This is a genomic window from Isachenkonia alkalipeptolytica, from assembly GCF_009910325.1.
Classification (GTDB): Bacteria; Bacillota; Clostridia; order Peptostreptococcales; family T1SED10-28; genus Isachenkonia; species Isachenkonia alkalipeptolytica.
Genome location: NZ_SUMG01000031.1, coordinates 1 through 16832 on the forward strand (window position 1 = coordinate 1; position 16832 = coordinate 16832).

Annotated in this window: 14 protein-coding genes; 13 read left to right on the forward strand and 1 reads right to left on the reverse strand. The window is 44.7% G+C overall.

What is annotated here, in order from left to right:
* Window positions 1-139: 139 nt before the first annotated feature.
* Window positions 140-1903: a helix-turn-helix domain-containing protein gene (locus ISALK_RS13980; RefSeq protein ID WP_160723364.1), complete on the reverse strand. Its 1764-nt coding sequence runs from the start codon at window positions 1901-1903 to the stop codon at window positions 140-142.
* A gap of 315 nt (window positions 1904-2218) precedes the next feature.
* Here ISALK_RS13980 and ISALK_RS13985 point away from each other — a divergent pair, with 315 nt between their 5' ends.
* From ISALK_RS13985 to ISALK_RS14045, 13 genes are all read left to right on the forward strand, one after another.
* Window positions 2219-4213 carry a methyl-accepting chemotaxis protein gene (locus ISALK_RS13985; RefSeq protein ID WP_160723366.1) on the forward strand — a complete coding sequence of 665 codons (1995 nt, stop codon included), beginning with the start codon at window positions 2219-2221 and terminating at the stop codon, window positions 4211-4213.
* Between the two features lie 315 nt (window positions 4214-4528).
* Entirely contained in the window at window positions 4529-5089 is a 561-nt protein-coding gene (locus tag ISALK_RS13990) for an HD-GYP domain-containing protein (protein ID WP_160723368.1), read from the forward strand.
* Between the two features lie 201 nt (window positions 5090-5290).
* Window positions 5291-6244, forward strand: a complete 954-nt coding sequence (locus tag ISALK_RS13995; RefSeq protein WP_160723370.1) for an alpha/beta fold hydrolase — start codon at window positions 5291-5293, stop codon at window positions 6242-6244.
* 234 nt (window positions 6245-6478) lie between these two features.
* Window positions 6479-7057, forward strand: a complete 579-nt coding sequence (locus ISALK_RS14000; RefSeq protein ID WP_371724065.1) for a CD3073 family putative ECF transporter S component — start codon at window positions 6479-6481, stop codon at window positions 7055-7057.
* Window positions 7058-7552, forward strand: coding sequence for a CD3072 family TudS-related putative desulfidase (locus tag ISALK_RS14005; protein WP_160723372.1), 495 nt, complete (start codon window positions 7058-7060; stop codon window positions 7550-7552).
* 275 nt (window positions 7553-7827) lie between these two features.
* Complete coding sequence (locus ISALK_RS14010) at window positions 7828-9636, forward strand: flavocytochrome c (protein ID WP_160723374.1); 1809 nt, start codon at window positions 7828-7830, stop codon at window positions 9634-9636.
* A gap of 159 nt (window positions 9637-9795) precedes the next feature.
* A complete protein-coding gene (locus ISALK_RS14015) occupies window positions 9796-11424 on the forward strand; it encodes a cache domain-containing sensor histidine kinase (protein WP_160723376.1) in 1629 nt (542 codons plus the stop codon).
* Window positions 11417-12181: a response regulator transcription factor gene (locus tag ISALK_RS14020; protein WP_160723378.1), complete on the forward strand. Its 765-nt coding sequence runs from the start codon at window positions 11417-11419 to the stop codon at window positions 12179-12181. The genes ISALK_RS14015 and ISALK_RS14020 overlap by 8 nt, the downstream gene beginning before the upstream one ends.
* Window positions 12182-12938: 757 nt before the next feature.
* Window positions 12939-13532 (forward strand): hypothetical protein, encoded by a 594-nt coding sequence (locus ISALK_RS14025; RefSeq protein ID WP_160723380.1) that lies wholly within the window; start codon window positions 12939-12941, stop codon window positions 13530-13532.
* Window positions 13533-13545: 13 nt separating this feature from the next.
* The gene (locus ISALK_RS14030; protein WP_160723382.1) at window positions 13546-13929 is read left to right on the forward strand and encodes a hypothetical protein; all 384 of its coding nucleotides are present in this window, start codon (window positions 13546-13548) and stop codon (window positions 13927-13929) included.
* Window positions 13930-13988: 59 nt separating this feature from the next.
* Window positions 13989-14180 carry a hypothetical protein gene (locus tag ISALK_RS14035; RefSeq protein WP_160723384.1) on the forward strand — a complete coding sequence of 64 codons (192 nt, stop codon included), beginning with the start codon at window positions 13989-13991 and terminating at the stop codon, window positions 14178-14180.
* Between the two features lie 329 nt (window positions 14181-14509).
* Window positions 14510-15439, forward strand: a complete 930-nt coding sequence (gene rarD / locus ISALK_RS14040) for an EamA family transporter RarD (protein WP_160723386.1) — start codon at window positions 14510-14512, stop codon at window positions 15437-15439.
* A 113-nt stretch (window positions 15440-15552) separates the two neighbouring features.
* Complete coding sequence (locus ISALK_RS14045; protein ID WP_160723388.1) at window positions 15553-16395, forward strand: nitroreductase family protein; 843 nt, start codon at window positions 15553-15555, stop codon at window positions 16393-16395.
* Window positions 16396-16832: the final 437 nt, after the last annotated feature.

Consider the following 16832-nt stretch of genomic DNA (forward strand, 5'->3'; position numbering starts at 1 on the left):
AATGAATGACCTCCAATAGTTTTAGATTTGTCCTTCTCGGGAACACTTATCTAATTCTATCGCGAGGTCATTCTTTTTTCAAATCCTATTTAAGACGATTACGGGAATGCTCCGTCCCCTTTGGTTTGTCCCTTAGGGTTTAGGAAAAAGAATCTTGGGAAATATTAAGAAGCTTGCTGATGACTTCATACCGATTGGATACTCCCATCTTAGTGAAAACAAAAGACAGTTGATTTCGCACGGTATAAACGGATACATTGCATTTACTGGCAATTTCTTTATTGCTTAATCCCTGGCACACGTATTGTACAATTTCTTTTTCCGTTTTGGTTAAGTTGAAGCTTTGTAAAGTTTTTAAATACTGAGGACTGTGATCGTTGCACCGATTTATCTCAATTAAGCAGAATAAATAAAGCATCACTCTTTTTATAAAGGTCTCCATAGCCTCGGGAAGATTCAGCAGATGGAAATTTTGCAAAATTACAGTCAGCACATCCCCCTCCTTATTTACACAGAACAAAGCCACGCAATGGGTAAACTCCGTGTGGGCGTATTGATAGAAGGCGGAACCGCTATCTTTTTCCGTTAACTTACCGGATTTATATAGCACCTCGTTTAACTCAGGTTTTTGTGCGGCGTCAAAACGTAGATTTTGATATAAGTCCAGCCAATGACTTTCTGCATGATTATAATAATAAAACGAAAAGCTATTTGTTGGATGAAGTTCTTTTAAGGCATCTTTAAAGTTTAGCAGGGTGCTGGAAAGGTTGGGCTTCATCATGATTTGATCGAATTTCTCATTGAATCGGCGCTGATTATGAAAACCTTGCTCACACTGGACCCGTTCTTCCTTTAGTTTTGCATTTTCTTTTTGTAAGGTTATGCAGGTGTTTCTGTTAAAATCATTTTCCATGAAATCCTTCATAATATCATAGTCACAGAAGGCATGAAACCTTTCGGATTTTAGTCTAATCCATCGTTTAAGAAAGCGGTTTTCTAAATTAGGCTGATTCATTTTAGCATACAAGCTTGAAAGTTTAGAACAAATTTCAATTTCCAGTTTTATTTTATTAAGGGCACGACATAAACCTAAAGCCCTCAACAACAACTTTTCAGCTTCCTGCAAATTGCCCCGGGCACCCTCGTGGTCACTGTGGGCGATGGCCAATAATATCTCCGTCCTTTGGGTCTTTTTTATCTGCAAGTGGGCCTTTGCTTGATCCAGGAGATGTTTCCCCTGGTCCAGGTTGCCTTTGTACAGGGAGATTTTGGCCTGCGTAAGATCATAATAAAAAAAGTCCAAGGGTTGAAAGTCGGAAGCAATATGCTTTTTTGCATCCTGAAGGGCTAAAAGGGCGCTGGGGCAATCTTTTTCCAATAAATGAATATTGGCTAAACGACAATGGGCCGTGGCTGTCAGCCGATGGTAGTGGATTTTTGTTGAATGGATAATTGAAATTTGCGCAAAATCCTTTGCGTTTTTGTATTTTTCCATAGCAAACAAGACATCGGAAATATTTAAGGCCTGTACGGCGACCATTCTACAGTCTTTCAGGGATTGGGCCAGGCTATACCCTTTTTTATAAAAAGTAATGGCTTGGTAGTGATCGTTCAGATTGCAATGGGCAATGCCAAGCAAATTGTAGCTGCGCATCATATTTTCCCGGTCTTGAAGTCTTTCGGCAACGTTTTTCAGTTTATTGGCGATAGCTTTCATTTCCGGGGTATTCTCAGAGAACATTAGGGCGCATCCCTTATAATATAGTCCTTTCATATGAACTTTCCGGGATAAAGCCCCTTCATCATTGAGGATGGTATCGATTTTTTCGATCGACTCCTCGGGGGCGTATTGAAGATTTTTTGCTATGGTATCAAGTTTGTTTAAAACTGCGAGGTCACTCATAAATGGTAATCTCCTTCACTATTTTTTGTACTACGGTGGATAGTGGGGAAAGATGTACAAAAAAATGAAAAATCCAAATATTGTTAATATTTCATCGAAAGGCATTATTAAACATACCATAATACTTAAGAGGATTCAATTGGTTATCCCGGGAAATTAGAGAAATGAAGTATAAATGTACAATTGTACTAAGGGATATGTACAAGGGCACTATTGTAGGGATTGCCCTGGTAATGCCATAATGATTAAAGAATATGGGTAAAAAAACAAGGTGTGTTTAAGCATAGACTACAAAAAATTTCGGGAGGAATATTTATGAAGAGTATTAAACATCGACTGATTGTTGTTTTCGGAAGTATGTTTCTGATAGGATTTGTTTTATTTGGGGGTATTTCAATTTACATAGCATCCACCGCCCTGGAAGAGGAAGCTACCAATGCCCTCAGTAGCTTGGCTGCAGAAGCTTCGGAAGTTGTGGAAGCAAGAGTGGAAACGCAAATACGTACGTTGGAGATGATCGCTTCCAGAGAAGATATTGAAAGCATGAATTTCAGTGTACAAAGAGGGGTTCTTAGGAATCAGCTGGAACGCAGTAATTTTTTAAACCTGGGGGTAATTGATCTTGAGGGAAACCTGCAACTAATTTCCGGTGAGTCCATTGATGTGAACCATCGGGCATACTTTCAAAAAGCCCTGGAAACAGGAGAAGCTTCGGTTTCGGATATTTTAATCAGTCCGACCACAGGTAATCCAGAGGTTACCTATGTAGCGCCCATTACTGAAAATGATGAAGTTGTAGGTTTTGTATTTGGAACCCGGGACGGCTTTGGTCTGAGTGCGATTACAGACACCATAACCTATGGGGAAAGCGGCTATGCCTATGCGATTAATCAGGAAGGAACCGTGGCAGCCCATAGAAATAGAGATTTTATAACCGACGAATACAATGCAATTAACGAAGCAAAATCCGAAAGCGCATTGAGCTCCACAGCCAAGATTCTACAACAGGCCCTTACCGGAGAAGATGGCTTCGGGGCCTATACCTTTGAAGGAGAGGAACTGTTTGCCGGTTACAGTACTATTGAAAACAGTCCCTGGACCTTAATTGTTACGGCGAACAGAAATGAAGTGCTGGCCGGTGCTAATACTATGCAAAACACGTTGATCCTAGGGATCGTATCACTTTTACTGTTGGCCTCCGGCGCCACCTATGTTGTGGGCCATAATATATCCAAGCCCCTGATGGCCATAAAAGAAGACTCCTTGAGACTTTCCAATCTGGATCTGACCCGGGATATCGATGAAAAAATAAAAAATCGAAAAGATGAGGTGGGAGTGCTAGGCAGGAGCTTCCAGGAAATCGTCGATAATTTAAGGGAGGTACTATCTTCTGTACAGGACTCCTCGGAAAAGGTAAGTGCTTCATCGGAAGAGCTTACGGCAACCTCTCAACAATCGGCCACGGCAGCGGAGGAAGTGGCAAAAACCGTAGAGGAAATAGCAAAAAGTGCTGCGGATCAAGCGACGAATGCAGAAGAAGGTTCTAACAAAGGGTTGGAACTTGGAAATATCATAGAAAAAGATCAAAATTACATGCAAGCACTTAATGAATCCAATAGGGTTGTTGGAAAAGCGGTAGAGGACGGATTTCTGGAAATCGAAGCTCTGACGGAAATTGCCAAAGAGAGCAACGTAAAGACGAAAGAAGTACAAAAAGGCATTGAAAACACCAATGAAAGTGCCAACAAAATCGGTCAGGCCAGTAGTGTAATTGCATCGATTTCGGAGCAAACCAATTTGCTGGCCTTAAATGCCGCCATTGAAGCCGCCCGTGCCGGTGAGGCAGGCAAAGGCTTTGCGGTGGTGGCGGAAGAGATTCGAAAATTAGCGGAAGAATCTTCGAAGTCCACAGAAACCATTGATGGAGTGGTACGAGAACTTCAAGGAAACGCCCAACAGTCCGTTAAGACCATGGAAAGCGTAGCGAAAATTTTAGAGGAGCAAGGGGAAAAAGTCGTCGACACCAAGGAAAAATACCAAACCATTGAAAGGGCCATTAAAGAGTCGGGAAAAGGGATTGAAAATCTTAATGTTTCAGGGGAAGAGATGGAAGGGAAAAAACAGGAAATCCTCGATGCCTTACAAAACCTTTCAGCAATCGCTGAAGAAAACTCCGCCTCAACCCAAGAAATTTCCGCATCAGTAGAAGAACAGGCCTCTTCGGTGGAAGAAATCTCCTCCGCCAGTGATGGACTGGCAACACTAGCCCAGGATCTTAACGAAATCCTAAGACGATTTAAAGTTGATTGATTGTAACGGAAATATAAGGAGATGATGCTTTGAAGTTGTTGGTAAAAATGAAAAAAACCTACCGGAAGAAAATGAAAAAATGGAAGAAGAAGAGGAGAAGAAATCGGCAGAAGGAAATACTGCAACAGATTAATGGGAACAAGTGAAAACCAAAATAATTTTGCACCCGTTTAAAGAAATGGACCTGAGGATTCATGTGGTTACAGGATTCGGCAAATAAGGAAGGAGGGCGGCAGAGGACCTGGGGCAAGGGGCATCAACTACTCGTGAAGTAATCTGCCTAGGCAAATGGATAATTTTAGAGAAAATCATAACATGATAGTGATCAGTGACTACTTTACCATGGATATCTTCATGCATTCATCCAATGTTGTGGAGATTGCCTCGGCTATTTCCGGGGAAATAAATCTACCCGGCGAAGAAAACGCCATTCTTAGAGAAGCGGCATTATACCATGATATCGGCAAAAGCCAAATTCCCGAGGAAATACTGTATAAAAGAGGAAAACTAAATGCTGAAGAGTGGGAAATAATGAAAAAACATCCGGTGTACTCACAGGAATTATATGTAAAAGCATGGAAGGGAAAGCGGCAAAGTCCGGTGACCGGGAAATCCATTAGACATCATCATGAAAACTGGGATGGGACAGGCTACCCCGATGGAATATCAGGGAAAAATATCCCGCTGTACAGCAGGATTATAAAAATTGCGGATATCTTTGAGGCCATAACAGAGCCCAGGGTTTACCGATCCTATCGAATGGACAATGCTCTGGAGTTAATGGAAAGTATAAAGGGTAAGGAGATCGACCCGGTTATATTTGAGAAGAGTTATAATAAACTGAAAGAACTACTGCGAGAAAAGGCATCGTGGTAAACCAAAGTAAACCAAAGTAAACCAAAAGGGACGGAGGTATTCGGTTCATGATGAATCAAACACCTCCGTCCCCTACCCTACGTCCCCTACCCTATGGTTAGGGATAAACATGTAAAAGCATCGTTGTTTTTTGTTAAAATAAGAACAAAGGCTATTTGATAAAAAGGTGGGGAAATGATAATGAAAAGGAGAAAAAGAAAGATGCCTAAAAGCATATTGACCGGTATTCTGGCGGCAACGATTCTACTAGCACTAATACTGTACGGATATACATTTTTAAAAACCAGAAGTATCGAGGCGGACTATCCTCCCCAGGGGGACTTTGTATCTACGGCCAGCAGCGAAGAGGATCTTCACTATGTAAGAGGGGGTTCGGGGGTTCCCGTGGTGCTTTTGCATGGCAGGGACGGTACCTTGCAGGAGTTCACCCTTTCCATTTTCGATGACGTGGCCGATGAATATGAAGCGATTGCCTTTGATCGGCCGGGGTATGGGTACAGTGAATATGACCATCCCGATCAGCTGACCACGAAACAGCAGGCCAAGCTCATTCATGAAGCTCTTAATGAACTGGAGATTGAACAACCCATTATCGTCGGGCATTCCTACGGCGGGGCAGTGATGCTTCAATACCTGTTGGATTATCCGGACCAGGTACGGGGAGGGATTTCCTTAGCCGGGGTATCCTATATGGACGAACCGCCAACGGAAGGTTTTTACGCCTTACCCCGTTACCCGGTGATCGGTCCCCTGATTACCAATACCCTGGTGCTCCCCCTGGGAAGTATAATGGCTCCCAATATTTATGAGCAAGCCTTCGATCCCATGGAACCTCCCCAAAAGTACATCGAAGAGATTGCCTCCTTGTATTTACGACCGAAGCAGTTTACCGCCACGGCCTATGAACTGTCCCATATGTACGATTCGGTGAATGCAATCAGTGAACAATACGAAGAAATCACCACCCCGGTAACCATACTATTCGGAGAGATGGATCGGATGCTGGATTATGAGAAGGATGGAAAACGACTCCAGGAAGCCTTGCCGAACTCCAAACTCAGAGGGATCGAAGAGGGCGGGCATAAAATTCATCATTCCCACCCGGAGATTTTTCTTGAGGAACTAGCGGACCTGGTGGATAGAACCCAAGACTAGAGGGGCTTGATGATTACAGATAGGTTATGATCAAGGCCTTAGAAGATCAAGAAGCAGTGAAATATTTGAATCAATCCACTTTTTTGTTCATTGACGGGGTTTTAAGAAGGGACGTACCTATTCCGATTTCTTATAACAATCTCTTTTTCGATACAGGATTACAATTGGTACTCATTCGAAGGATGACTTATAATAACATTGTTAAATAATAAATTTATTATAAGAGGAGTGGATATGATGGAACTTCAGAAAAAAGCAGCCCCCTTTTCCTCCACCGGGGGTATGATTTATGCATCTTTAGGAGTGGTACTAAACATTGTGCTGGGAACGTTGGCCCAGACTCTGCAAATTCCCCTTTTGTTCCTGGATACTGTGGGAACCATTTTTGTAGCGGTGGTGTTGGGCCCATTTGCCGGTGCCTTAACGGGAGGACTGACCAATGTGATACAAGGGATGATCACCAATCCCCGAACCATCCCCTTTGCTTTGGTAAATATTGCAATCGGCCTGATCGTAGGGTTTATGGCAAAAAAATACGGTTTCAAGTTTAAAACCGCTTTGATAACCGGAGGGATTGTTGCGGTGGTAGCCCCGCTGATCGGGACTCCTATAGCGGTGGTAATGTACGGAGGAGTTACTGGCGGAGGCACCGACATTATTTTCGCCTGGTTGCTGGCAAGTGGTCAGCGAATTTTTACGGCGGCCTTTATTCCACGGATTACCGGTAATCTGGTGGATAAGATCGGAAGCTGTTTGCTGGTGTGGTATGTGATTCGAAAGATGCCGCCCCAATACCTATTCGGGAAGCGATAAATGAAAAGAAAAAAGGAACTGCTGGTAACTGCCCACTGTATTTTGAATCAGAATGCAGTCATTAAAGGTTGGGAACGGGCTTCTGGTCCTTTTAGCAGGATTGTAAAGATTGTGCTGGACCAAAACCTGGGGATCATCCAACTTCCCTGCCCGGAGTTTCGGTTTGGAGGAGAAGGCCGGCCGCCCATGACCCTACAACAGTATGATACCCCGGCTTACCGTGAGCACTGTCGGCAATTGTTAGAACCGGTAGTGGAGGAAATCAACGAATATCGAAACAAAAGTTACACAATAAAAGGAATCATCGGAATTGAACGGAGTCCTTCCTGTGACAGTAAGGGAAACCCGGGAATTTATATGCAGGTGCTGGAGGGATTGCTTGAAAAATCAGGGATAACCATGAACTCCTGGGACGTCCCGGTGGATTACCAGGAAACTGAAGGGTTCCGAGATTTAACAGAGCTTAAGGCCTTCTTACTCAATCAGGAAATATAGCAAATTTAATAAATTCCAGGGAACAAAATTAAAACCTTCCGCTTTATGGGAGGTTTTGTTATTAGTGGGCTCCGTCCCTTTTGGGCTATTTTATGACCCGAAAACCTCCGTCCCTTTTGGGCTATTTGGGTCATTTTATGACCCGAATACCTCCTGGGTTATTCGTTAATTTTGTCACAGGAGTGCAAAGGTCGTAAAAATTGTGTAAATACAACGCTACGCTTCTCTACTACAATGAAGTTGATAAAGAAATAACAACTCAAGGAGGTAGTGTGATGAAAGGATGGAAAAAGAAAACAGCATGGTTTTTACTGTTAATACTGATGGCGGTAACCCTCGGTGCCTGTAACGGCGAAGAGGACATCGATGAGGTGGAAGCGCCGGAAGGAAAGTATCAGGACGGGGAGTACGTCGCCACCGCCCCGGGACACGAAGGACCCATTGAAGTAAAGGTGACGGTTGAAAATCAGGATATTGCCAGCATTGAAGTACTGGATCATAACGAGACCCCGGTGCTTACGGATCCGGCCTTTGAAAAAATCATGCCGGCGATGGAGGAGCACAAGACCACCAACGTCGATACGGTTAGCGGCGCTACGCTGACAAGCTTAGGCATTATTCGAGGGGTGCGCAACGCCTTAGTGGAAGCCGGCGGGAATGAGGAGCTCTTTACAGAGGATGAGAAGATCACCTTTGCCGAAGAGGCGGAAAACCTGGAAGAGACCTATGATGTGGTTGTCATCGGCGGCGGCGGAGCCGGTCTGTCGGCGGCAATCGAAGCACAAGAAAACGGTGCCCAAGTGGTTTTACTGGAAAAAATGCACGCCTTAGGAGGAAACACTTTGGTTTCCGGTGGCGGGCTGAATGCACCGAATACGGAGCAACAGGAACGGAATGATGTGGAAGACAGTGTGGACCAGTTTATTGAAGACACTCTGGAAGGGGGAGATCATCAAAACGATGAAGCCCTGGTAAGCATTATGGCAGAGGAAGCCGAAGGGGTTACCCAATGGCTACAGGAAGAGATCGGAGTAAACTTTATTTCCGACCGATTGCAGCAGTTCGGCGGCCACTCCGTACCGAGAGCCCTAATTGCCGACGGCAACAAAGGAGTGGAGCTGATTGAAAAGCTTGAAGAAAAAGCCCGGGACCTTGGGGTAACCTTCAAAATGGCCACGGAAGCAACGGAACTGATTATGGACGATCAGGGAAGGGTTACGGAGGTCAAGGCGAAAAATGAAGCGGAACAGGAGCTGACCTTTCATGCGAACCGAAGTGTGGTGGTTGCCACCGGCGGTTTCGGAGACAATCTGGAAATGCGTCAGTCCTTCAACGAAGAGTACGATGACCGTTATATGACCACCGTGGTGCCCGCTACAACGGGAGACGGCATTTCCATGGCGGAAGAGATTGAGGCAAACTTTGTCGATATGGAAGAGATACAGACCTATCCCACCTGCAATCCTCAAACCGGTGTCATTTCCTATGTGGCAAACTCCCGATTTGACGGAGCGATTTTAGTCAACCAGGAAGGGGAGCGCTTCATTAATGAAATGGGAAGAAGGGACACCATTTCTCAGGGGATTCTGGATCAAACCGACCAGCAAGCCTACCTAATCTGGGGACAGGAGATTGAAGAAGTAGGAAATATGACCTCCCTCCACGAAAAAGAATTTCAAAACTTAAAGGATAATGATTTGATCTATCAAAGTGATGACTTAGGGGATTTAGCTGCGAAGTTTGATGTTGAAGAAGAAGCTTTACTTGAAACCCTGGAGGAATACAATGCCTTTATCCAAGAGGGAGAGGCAATCGATATAGAAAAGACCGGCAGTCAGCGGACCGTCGAAGAGGGACCCTTCTATATCCAAAAAGTGGTGCCCGCGGTGCACCATACCATGGGAGGCATTAAAATCAACGAGAATGCCCAAGTCCTTGATGTGAATGATGAAAGGATCGAAGGACTTTATGCTGCGGGAGAAGTTACCGGCGGTATTCATGGAGCCAATCGCCTGGGCGGAAATGCAATTACAGATATTTTAGTATTCGGTCGTATTGCAGGAGAAAATGCGGCGAAAGAATAAGCAATCACAAACCAACCTTCCGATGTTTTGTCGGAGGGCTGGTTTTGTTTTACATAGTGGAAGGGGCTTAAGAACCATGATAAAATAGCAGTAGGAAGACTGTACGGAAGTCGGAAGGGTTTGGATAAAACTAGGGAATTATGAAAGAGGGATCCGAAAATGAAAAAAAGCATTGGCTTTAAAATCCTACTGGCGGTGGGTACCGCATTTATCGCACTGTTTATATTGTTTCTGGGATTGTTTCATCAGGAGATGACCCAGGAGGTGATCCCCCTGACGGAGAATTTAACCCAGCAATTGGTGGATGCCAAAGGACAGGAAATCGATGCCTGGTTTGAAATGCGCATTGAAGAAGTCCACGGCTATGCCCGGAATATGGATTATTTCGATTTAAACCGGGAAGAGGCTCTGACTTATTTGCAGGAGCAACAACAGGTACGGGACGATGTGTACGAGTCCTTAGGCGTGATCGATCCTGAGGGGAATGCCTGTATTACCAACGGAGCCTGCTTTTCCATAGTGGATCGGGAATACTATCAACGGATCGAAGGGGAACAAAAGGCCTATGTGATCAGTCAGCCCATCGAGTCCCAGGCCAATGAGGAGAATATCGTAGTGATCCTCCATGAAGTCGAAGGGGAAGCGTCTCAGGAAGTTGCCTATGTTTCCGCGGCCATTGATCTGGGAAAAATCAATGCAATCGCCCGGGATATTCAGCTCTATGAAGGGCAGGGGACGATTATCGACAGCGAAGGACAGGGGATCGGCACTCGGGATCCCATAGGTGGTGGAAACCCTGGGATTCAGGTTTTTGACACTAGGGTGAATCCCGCGGCCTCTTGGCGATTGATGTTTGAGGTGGAAGAGCAACAGATGACCGCAGGACTTTGGCGACTGCAATACCGGGCATTAATGATCGGTATTCTTGTGGCGGCGGTGCTGTTGATTTTATTGTTCGTACTGATAAAATCCATCGTTTACCCGGTACGAAAGCTGCAAAAACTGATGGGGGAAGTACAAAGCGGAGATACCAAAGTGCGTTTTGCCGGACAGGGAGAAGATGAAATCAATCAACTGGGCGGGTATTTCAATCACATGCTGAAGGACTTGGACCGTATTTATGGGGAAAAACAGGAAGCGGATTATCGGCTGCTTCAAGAACAGGTAAAACCCCATTTTCTATACAATACCTTGGATACCATCCGTTGGTCCGCCGAGGAATACAATGCCCATGAAGTGGCGGAGCTGGTGGAAGCCCTCAGCCAATATTTCCGTGTAGGCTTTAATCAAGGGAAAAAATTCGTAACCTTAGAAGAGGAGCTAACCCACCTGGAGAGTTATCTTCGGATACAGGAAGCCCGGTATGAAGAACGTTTAGACTATGAAATATCCTACGATGAGGCACTGCTCAAAGAAAGGATCCCGAAAATCATTTTACAACCCTTGGCGGAAAATGCGATTAATTATAGTGAACTTTTGGAAAAACAGGAGAAATGTTTCCTTTCCGTCTCACTGGAAAAAAAGGGGAAAGACCTTCACATTGAAGTAAAGGATAACGGCAGAGTCCTGACCGAGGATCGGATAAAAACCATCCAAGAGTCCCTGGATCAGAATCTAGGACCGGGGGAAGCCATCGGATTCGGGCTATACTGGATTAATCACCGGATCAAACAAATCTGCGGCCAAAACTACGGGGTATACCTTTTCCCGGTGAAGGACGGAGAACAAAGAGTGGGCACCGGGGTACGGGTCATTTACTGTCGAAAAGGAGGGGGAGAGGATGCATAAAATCATCGTAGTGGAAGACGAAGGAAAAATCCGCCGGGGGTTCAGTCGTTGGATCCGGGAATATGGATCCCCCTTTCAGCTGGCGGGTGAATTTGCCACGGCGGAGGAGGCTCTGGAATCCATAAAAGAGCAGAAACCGGCGGTCTGTTTTTTAGACATTCAGTTAGGGAACCGGAACGGACTGTTTCTGGCAAAACAAATCCGGGAAATCTCCCCGGAATCTCTGCTGGTGATGATCACCGGATATGATTATTTCGAGTATGCCTATGAGTCCATTAAACTTCAGGTGTTTGACTATTTACTAAAGCCCGTTCCCAAAAGCGATTTCTTCAAGCTCTTAGAACGGGTGGAGGATCGGCTGCACTCCCGGGAGGGGCAAGGGGAAGAGTCAGGCCAAAGGCGAAAGGAACACCTGGTTTCCCGTGAGGACTGCTCCGGAATTACCCTGCGGGTGGTGGACTATGTTGAACGGCATTACGAAGAGGCGGATCTCAGTGTACAGAAACTAGCGAAAATGTTCGGCGTGAATCGGGCCTATTTAAGCCGGCTGATGAAAGAGGACACCGGTTATACCTTTACGGAACTACTAACCAAAGTCCGTATTGAAAAAGCCAAAGACCTGCTGGATGAAGGGGGAGCGGACATACGAATGTACGATGTGGCAAAAAAAGTGGGGTATCGCTCCCAACATTATTTCAGCCGGGTATTTCATAAAAGTGAGAACATCTCTCCGTCGGATTATAAGTCAAAAGACTAAGATTACTTTGGTTTTGATGAGAAAAGAGGCTTTTACGGGTCTCTTTTTTAGTTTGCCAGGTATTTAATGGAATGGGGACGCTTTGTTTGCCAAAATGCCAAGGGAATGCCAAGGAGACGCTTTATTTGCCATGGATTAGGTCATGGCGGTTGTGTATTTAGGGGGTAATGAATACGTAAAAATGGCAAAGGAAACCTCCCAAGGGTTTTCTTTTTCAAAAACGAAATTAAATTTCCAAAAAATAGAGGATTTACGATCGGAAATCTAGAATTGATTACTAAGAGAAAAAGGCTCATGAGGAGGTATAATAATTGAAAAAGAGGATCATGGCAGTGCTGGTAATTCTGATAAGATGACAGCGGGACGGACTTTTTGTCATCTTTTACACGGGGATGGCACGGGGATGGCACGGGGATGGCACGGGGACGCTTTGTTTGCCATGTGGTTAGATCACGTCAGCTGCATATTTAACAAGCCTTCCCGTGGCTTAGGCTACCGTGGCTTAAGCAAATTTCCGGTGGCACGGGAACGTTTGGTTTGCCAGAAAACGTCCCTAAGGCCTAGATTTGAATAAGGGGGAGATACGTATGCTAAATGGCTTAATTGGGGTGGCGGAAATCGGTTTTGTCCTGGCGATCATTGTATTTTTATATTTAGCCTACCGGTTATTCAGTTTCTTAAAAAGCAGCTAGGGAAAGGAGAATGCGTTATCCTAAAAAATAAAAAAGTGATCCTTGTGGGAGTTCTAGTTCTAATTTTGTTGTTGGGTAATATGTATCAGTTCCGTCAATTGAATGAAATTGTAAACAAAGAGGATCGTAACGGCCATGATTATGCCAGACAAATGATGATAAGGGTGCAGTGGTTAGAGAATAATCTTGGGTCCTTTATTGAATCCATCGAGGATGGGGAAGAAAACATTGAAGAGGAAGATCTACGCACTTGGAGCGGCATTTTGCATAACAGTTTTTATGTGCATTGGTTGTCAAGGGAAGTTCGGGGGATAGAGTTTCAATCATTCGGGCGCCCTCAGTTCATAAGCTCCAGTTATTTAGACGGTATAAAAGATGAAATGGAAGACATCGATTATATTTTATCCGTAACCCGGGAAAGTCTTTATACCGTTAACCGAGAAATGCTGGGCAGCAATGAAGAAGGTTCAGGTTTATCGATAGAAGCCTTAGAAAATCTCGAGACCATCCATGAGCTGTATGGATTAATCAGCAGTATCGTGGAGGTAGAAGATGAAATCACGGTTCACCGGGAAGAAATCCATAAATTGGTGGAACCCTTAGGAAAAATCGATCCCCTTGATCAGTGGGAATTCCGGAGCATCCAAACTGAAGAGTAAAGGAGATAACAATATGGCGATTACCATTAAGCGAAGAACCGGATGGGCGGGGACAGCTACTAAAATGAAAATAATCCTGAATGGAGAAAAGGTAGCCAGGATTAAGCAGGGGGAAACCCTTGTGGTAGAACTTCAAGAAGATGAGAACATTCTTAAAATCAGGCATTTTGGAAGTCGCAGCAATGAAGTTGAAGTTGGAGAAGGGGATGTATTAGAAATAAAACCGAAACGCTGCCATCAAATGCTTTTCCCTCTACTAATCGTAATCACTTTTATCATGGATGTTATTCTAGGTGCAGCCTATATAACGATGATACTTCCCGTTCATATCGTGATTTTACTAATTTCCTTCGGGACTGAAGGATATGCGGTGAAAAAAGTTCATACAGACACTTGATGTACTCGTTGATAGCTTTGTATAATATAATCATTCTGTATTTTCAGGAGGGATAAGCTATGTTTTTAATTTTTATTTCCCTAATCACAGGAACCATAGGCATCATGTTGGGCAGTGCCTTGGGGTTGGAAACGGTCCTTGGGGTATTCGGCTTTTTATGCCCCTCGATTTTTCTGTTTGAGAAAATGTATGTAAGAGTAGAAGCGATGGAATCCGCCAGCGGCGAATCTGAGCAGGGACAGTACGAGTAAGTGTGACAGCGGGACGGCAGGCTGCGTAAAAACGCTGATGTTATAATTATCAACTGCTATATATAGTTGAACATTGAATTATGGATTCAACATATAGTATATAAAATTTGTAACAAAACAGTTTTTACGCAACCTGTCGTCCCCCCTGGCCTGGCTTGCGTCCCCCCTGGCTTGAAGTTTGGCGGGGGATGGCAGTGTGGCAACGACCCACCTGACTTAAAAATTTTCCAATAGCCCTTATACCTGTTGTGAAGCGACCATAAATCGATTATAATGATCTCAACAGGAAGTAAACCGATTAGTGAAACACAGGAAAGCGGGGGAAGGTCATGGAGGAAGCGTCGAAAACCATTCATCGTCGGGATAAAAACATCGGGGTCCTCTTCGGGGCCCTGGCTTTTATTATGTGGGGAAGTCTTCCGGTGTACTGGAAGCTTCTGGGACAGATTCCCGCCGTGGAAATCCTCGCCCACCGAATCACATGGTCCTTTGTGTTTGTTTCCCTCCTTTTGGTGGTCAAGGGGGATTATCAAGCCCTGGGACTGGTGCTGAAAAATAAAAAGCAGCTAAAGCTCATTTTTATCGCCGCCCTTTTAATCACTTTGAACTGGTTTACCTATATTTGGGCGGTGAATTCGAATTTTGTTCTGCAGGCGAGTCTTGGGTATTATATCAATCCCCTGGTGGTGTCCCTGCTCAGTATGATCGTGTTTAAAGAGCGGTTCAATCGGGAAAAAACCCTGGCTCTGATCCTTGCAACCCTGGGGGTGCTCCTTCTGACGGTGCAGTATGGTCAGATTCCCTGGGTGTCTTTGATTCTTGCGTTTACCTTCGCTTTTTACGGTCTGGTGAAAAAAGTACTTGTGGTGGACTCCGTTACGGGAATGGCCTTGGAGACATTGGTAATGACACCGATTGCCCTTTTCTATCTGGGATACCTTCAGGGCATCGGTGCGGGGAGCTTTTTTACCTTGCCCCTGTCCACGGTACTGCTGTTGATGTTTTCTGGAGTGGCAACGGCAACGCCCCTGCTGTGGTTTGCAAAATGCACGAAACTGGTGCAGTTTTCCACCATCGGCTTTATGCAGTACATCGCCCCTACCATCAGCTTTTTCCTCGGCGTGTTTCTCTTTAAGGAGGATTTCAGTATGATCCATCTGGTGAGCTTTTGTTTTATCTGGACCGCACTGATCGTTTATACCTATGGGATGACCGGAGTGGAAAGGGCAAGGCGACGAAAAGCCCGAAAGGCGGTATAGGGAGAAAACCTGATCGGACCTATACCCGGGATGTATCCATGCCGGTTATCGGATAAATAAAAAGTCCGGCATGGTGACGGTAAAAAATTTAGTAACCGAAGGGAGCAATGGAAATGAATATCAATTTTTCAATAGAAGAAGCCGTGGAAAAACGGGTCAGCGTAAGAAACTATGTACCCCGGGAGGTGGAACCGGATACCCGAAAAGAAGTGGAAGGTTTTATCGCCTCCTTAAGTAATCCCTTCAAAAAGGAAGTGGAGTTTCACTTTCTCGATGCTAAAGCCATGGAGGACCGGGAAAAACTTGGGACCTACGGGGTCATTAAGGGAGCGAAACAGTATATCGGAACCACCATAAAAGATGAGGCGAAGGCCCTGGAAGCCCTGGGATATGAAATGGAAGTCCTGATGCTTTACTTAGCCCATAAAGGCCTTGGAACCTGTTGGTTAGGAGGAACCTTTAACCGTAAAGGCTTTGCCGGTGCGATGAATATTAAAGAAGATGAGCTGTTTCCCATCATAACCCCCTATGGATATCCGGCTGAAAACAAGCATTTAAAAGAACGGGCCATGCGAAAACTGATAAAAGCGGATCAGCGAAAAAAGTGGCAGGAGCTGTTTTTCAACAAGGATTTTCAGACGCCCCTTCCAAAAGTAGCCGTTGAAGAAGTGGCGTTTCCTCTGGAAATGGTAAGGCTCGGACCTTCCGCATCCAACAAACAGCCCTGGAGAATCCTTAGAAAAAACAATGCCTGGCATTTTTACGAGTATAAAGAACCGGGGTATAGCAAGTATTTTTCCTATGATATTCAACGGGTGGATATGGGAATTGCCGCCGCCCACTTTGATTTAGCCCTAAGGGAAAAGGGGATCGAGGGAGCGTTTGATACGGAGAGGGAACCGGCAGTGGAGCTGCCGGAGCATATGGAATACGCTTTTTCCTGGATTGCCAATTGAACTCCCCCCACCTTCGCTTATCGCATAGAGGAGGGAATATTCTCCCTAAACTATGCTAAAACAACAAAAATAAGACCAAACCGCCGAAAAGAGGTTCTCTAAGAACTTTTTTCGGTGTTTTTTTTGAAATAAATCTTTGGGTTTGTGGACTCTTGGTATATGGTCATAAAACTCAGCCCTTTATTTTCCCTGTAATTGGTACCACACTACAAAACCGACTTAAATTGCAGGAAAATTAAGAAAACAGCTTTTTGCCAATTGGACCTGTGTTATAATGATTAAATGTAAATTCAAATTTTTAATATAGAATACTATTTATTTAGGAGGTTATGGTAAATGGCCACAGAGAGACTAGAAGAACTGCGTCGGCGGAAAGAAAAAATCCGAGCCGGCGGTGGAGAAAAAAGAATCGAGAAGCAGCATGCCAAAGGAAAATT

Coding starts and splice junctions, on each gene's coding strand:
- ISALK_RS14015 (WP_160723376.1), top strand. CDS start 9,796: ATGAAAAAAAGCATTGGCTTTAAAATCCTACTGGCGGTGGGTACCGCA.
- ISALK_RS14000 (WP_371724065.1), top strand. CDS start 6,479: ATGATGGAACTTCAGAAAAAAGCAGCCCCCTTTTCCTCCACCGGGGGT.
- rarD (WP_160723386.1), top strand. CDS start 14,510: ATGGAGGAAGCGTCGAAAACCATTCATCGTCGGGATAAAAACATCGGG.
- ISALK_RS14005 (WP_160723372.1), top strand. CDS start 7,058: ATGAAAAGAAAAAAGGAACTGCTGGTAACTGCCCACTGTATTTTGAAT.
- ISALK_RS13980 (WP_160723364.1), bottom strand. CDS start 1,903: ATGAGTGACCTCGCAGTTTTAAACAAACTTGATACCATAGCAAAAAAT.
- ISALK_RS14030 (WP_160723382.1), top strand. CDS start 13,546: ATGGCGATTACCATTAAGCGAAGAACCGGATGGGCGGGGACAGCTACT.
- ISALK_RS14010 (WP_160723374.1), top strand. CDS start 7,828: ATGAAAGGATGGAAAAAGAAAACAGCATGGTTTTTACTGTTAATACTG.
- ISALK_RS13985 (WP_160723366.1), top strand. CDS start 2,219: ATGAAGAGTATTAAACATCGACTGATTGTTGTTTTCGGAAGTATGTTT.
- ISALK_RS14045 (WP_160723388.1), top strand. CDS start 15,553: ATGAATATCAATTTTTCAATAGAAGAAGCCGTGGAAAAACGGGTCAGC.
- ISALK_RS14035 (WP_160723384.1), top strand. CDS start 13,989: ATGTTTTTAATTTTTATTTCCCTAATCACAGGAACCATAGGCATCATG.
- ISALK_RS13990 (WP_160723368.1), top strand. CDS start 4,529: ATGATAGTGATCAGTGACTACTTTACCATGGATATCTTCATGCATTCA.
- ISALK_RS13995 (WP_160723370.1), top strand. CDS start 5,291: ATGCCTAAAAGCATATTGACCGGTATTCTGGCGGCAACGATTCTACTA.
- ISALK_RS14020 (WP_160723378.1), top strand. CDS start 11,417: ATGCATAAAATCATCGTAGTGGAAGACGAAGGAAAAATCCGCCGGGGG.